We start from the raw sequence: 3,878 nt of genomic DNA on the forward strand, positions 1-3,878 counted from the left end.
CTCACTCGCCGGCGCCGGTCGCGACCAGCTCGATCGCCCGGTCGCTCGGGGCGTACCGGCGATCGCTCGCGAACAGCGTCGCGATCTCGCGGACGCCCGCGTCCGCATCCCAGCCCTGGCCCTTGTAGTGGAGTCTGGGGCGGGCCCAGGGCGACCGTTCTCTATGGGCCCACAGCGCCGTCTGACGGCCGCCGTCCCGAGGCGTGAGGCGCACGTGGTACTGCCACTCCGCGAGGAAGCCTGCCGGCCGGTACGCGTACGAGCCGACCTCGTAGACGCGCTCGCCGTCGACGACGTCGTACTGGATGCTCGCGAGCGACGCCGGCCAGACGCGAGGCATCGAGCGGAGATCCTCGCGAACGACGCTCGGCGGCGCGTCGATCACGCCCGCGAACTCCTGGTCTTGCAGCGGCAGGCGCGTCTTCTCGGGGATGGCGCCCTCGATGTCGGTGTCGGTCAGCTCGTCGAGCGGCTCCTCGAACTCGCCCTCGCCGACGTCGGCGACGATCGGCAGAACGATCCGGCGAGCCCGCCAGAGGTCGGGCCACCGGCCGAGGTGCTGCCGGGCGAGAACCAGCAGCACGAACGCGATGGCGGGCCCGAGCAGCGGCGCGTGCTCGATGGCGATGCGACTCAGGGTGTCGAGTAACTGGAGCATGGTCTGGCGGCCCTCGCCCTTACGCCCGGCGGGCCACGCGGGCGGTCATCGGTACGGCGCCCTCGTCAGATGCGGTCGGCGATCGCGTCGAGGCGCTGCTCGCGGTCCTCGAACACCTCGCTGATACTGCGCCGCGACTCGAAGCGGTAGGCCACCTCATCGGCGCGGTAGGTCTGGTCGCGGATCACGAGCGGGCCGTCGACGGGCATGCCGGGGTCCGAGAGCGCGGCCACGAGCGACCGCGTCGGGTCGTCCGTCACGACCGTCGCCTCCACCTCGAGGCGCGGCTCGTCCACCTGCTGGAGCACGGCGAGTGCGAGCTGCCGACACTCACGGTCGCTGGTCGCGGAGGGTACGCGGCGCTTGACCGACCGCGCATCCTCGGCGGAGACGTCCGGGATCGTCTGCTCGCCGCGGTACTTCCAAGAGTAGTCGACGGCGTAGGTCGATCCCGAGTTTAGCCCGCCGAGGTTGAACACGGCGCCGTCCTCCCAGCGGATCCGGTAGTCCGTCCCGTGCTCGAACTCGTCGCCAGTATCCGGATCAGTCACCGTCTCCGTCCCGGGGACGACCGGAGCTTCCTGGACGGTCGAGAAGCTCGACCCGTCGTTCGGCGGTGCCGAGATCGTGTCGCCCTCCTCGTCGCGGGAGGCGCCCTCGACGATGACGCGCTCGTAGCGACCGTCGATCGTCTCGCGGACCTCCCAGTCCACATGGTCGAACGCTGCCTCCTGCGTCCGCTGGCCAGCCTGTGTCCACACGACCTGGAGACCGTCACGTTCGTCGTCCGCGGCCGCGGGGTCGCGCCGGAGCTCCCACGTGAAGTCGCCTGAGTCCGCCATCCCGTTGAGGACCTCGTCGCCGTCGCCCTCGAACAGCCGGTCGAGCAGGACGGGCGTGTCCTCGAGGGTCGCTCGTAACTCGAGTTCGTCGACGTGCTGCGACTTGAAGCCGTAGCGGGGGGACTGGTCCTGCTCACCGTACCGCGAGAGCGTGATCTCGCCGCGGAGCTGCTGGGACCCGCTCGCGAACGAGCCTTCGACGAGCGCCGTGTTGGACGCTCGGACCCAGGTGCCGCCCTGATCGTTGCTGATCCCGAGCCCCTGCCCTCCACTCGTGTCGTCGATCGTCACCTCGAAGGCACCGCCGACCACCTGCTCGACGCTGGCGACGTCGTCGGTCTGGACCGTCTGGCTGGGCGGGAACTCTTCAGGGCCGTCGAGAACTGCCTGCGAGTCTGGCGTCCCGTCGAAGGTGTAGTCGAACCGGCTGTCGTTCGGGAAGCCGACGTCGACGAAGATCGACCCGTCACTCGGAGTCGAGGTCGCCTCGAACACGACCGTGTGCAGGCCGGCATCCAGGCCGCCCACTGGCGAGGCACCGAAGGAGAACCATCCCGTCCCGAAGCGGCCGCTCCCGGTCGACAGTGAACCCTCGCCCCCGCTGTTGACGACGGTGCCGTCGACGCGGATCTCGTAAGCCGGGGCCGTCCCCTCGGTCGCGAGCAGGAGGTCGAGGACGAGGTCGCCGTCAGGGATCGTGTAGCCCGAGCTGATGGAGAACTCGACGCGCTCGCCCGCGGTGTCGAGCTGTGCACACCGCCCGCCTGACCACTCCGTCCCGTCGCCACCGTCCTGGTCCGCGAACCGGGTCGTGTAGGAGCCGTCCGCGTCTTCCGCCTCGTGGAACCAGCCGGTCTGGAGCATCCCCACCCCGTCGAGTTGCGTCACCTCGAGGGGCGTGGTCGCGTCCCAGGACTGGAGGTTGTCCTCGATGCTGGACTCTTGTGCGCTCAGCATCACGATGTCCGACCGCGTGTCCGTCGCGGGGTCGTCGACGTCGACCGCGTACGGTGTGTTGCTCGTGACGAAGCTCTCGGCCTCGGCGTGCGTCTCATTCTCGTCGACCTGGTAGCCCTCGACGAGCTCCGAGAGGTGCCGGCCACCGCTGGCCTCGAGCGTCGCCCCGGTCGGTGTCACGCGAGCACCGTCGAGCGTGTCGATCGGCAGGCGCTGGCCGTCGATCCACACGCGACAGGGCTGGCCCCACAGCGTCTGGTCGCGCCAGCGGTCGCCCCCGGCGACCGGAACCTCGATCCCGGGCAGGCCGTTGGTGGTCGGCTGCCACGCCGGGTCGCCCAGCAGCGTCGGCCGGAGGACGTCACCCGAGGGTGTCTCCACCTCGACGTGCCAGCCCGTCGACGGCACGCTCTGGCTTGCGAGGCCGACCGCGGGCGTCGTCGCCGTCTCAGTGTTCGAGTCCGACGACGTGTACGCCGTGTACGGCCGGACACGGTACCGGTACTCGCGGCCGGGCTGGGCCGTCGTGTCGGTGTAGCTCTCCGTGTTCGCGCCCGCATCGTCGACGATCTGCTCGGGCCACCAGTTGCCGTCGGGACCGCGGCGCTCGCGAACGATCTTCTGGCCATCCTCGTTATCGGCGTTGTCCATCCATGCGAGATCGACCGTCGTTGCGTCGACGACCGTCGCAGCGAGCCCGGTCGCCCCCGGGAACTTGGTCGTGATCGCGACGGGATCAGTCCATGCCCCCGTCCGGTAGTCGGTCTCCGTCCGGGCCCGAACCTCGTACTCTTCACCGTCGGCCTTGTCCACGAACTCCATCGTGAGCGTGTCGAACGCCCCGATGAACTCTCCGAAGCCGCCGGCCGTGGAGTCCCACACGGACGCGCCCGCCTCGCGGATCTGGATCCGGACCGAGCCGTTGTTCGAGACGGCCGCCTCCCGGTCGACGGCGACCTCGTCCTCGACGCCGTTTCCCAGCACGGGCGCGTCCTCGTCTGGGAGGGTCGTCGTCCCGGTCGCGATCGTGCTGTCGCTGCTCGCGTCCGCGGTGTAGGCCTCCGCGTAGATCTCGTACTCCTGCCCGTTGAGCACCCCCGTGTGGGTGTACGACTCCACCCCGGCCCCGAGGTCCGCGACCTCGGACCAGGTCCCGCCGGTTGGACGCCGGTAGACGCGGACGCCATCCTCGTCGACCGACTGGAGCGTCCACGACTGGTCGAGCTCAGAGTCCCGCTCGGCGTCGACGGTGTTGTCAGTCGGCGCTGGGAGGCTGGTCGTGATCGACGTCTGCGTCGAGTCCGCGGTCGTGTCTCCCGTGTCGCGCCGGAGTGTGTAGTGGTAGGTCCGCCCCTCTGGGAGGCCACTATCGGTGTAGGACTCGGTCGAGACGGCGAGTCCGCCTGTTAGATCCGTCCCGA

The 3,878-nt window shown here is 69.9% G+C and carries 2 protein-coding genes; both read right to left on the reverse strand.

Translation table 11 applies throughout. The annotated features are described in order from the left end of the window. Nucleotide 1: 1 nt before the first annotated feature. Nucleotides 2–658: a hypothetical protein gene (locus AN233_RS11610; RefSeq protein WP_058366943.1), complete on the reverse strand. Its 657-nt coding sequence runs from the start codon at nucleotides 656–658 to the stop codon at nucleotides 2–4. A 65-nt stretch (nucleotides 659–723) separates the two neighbouring features. Next, nucleotides 724–3,878 (reverse strand): fibronectin type III domain-containing protein (locus AN233_RS17390; RefSeq protein WP_058366944.1); only part of this gene is annotated, 3,155 nt, incomplete at its 5' end.

It is taken from the genome of Haloparvum sedimenti (assembly GCF_001462205.1).
Classification (GTDB): domain Archaea; phylum Halobacteriota; class Halobacteria; order Halobacteriales; family Haloferacaceae; genus Haloparvum; species Haloparvum sedimenti.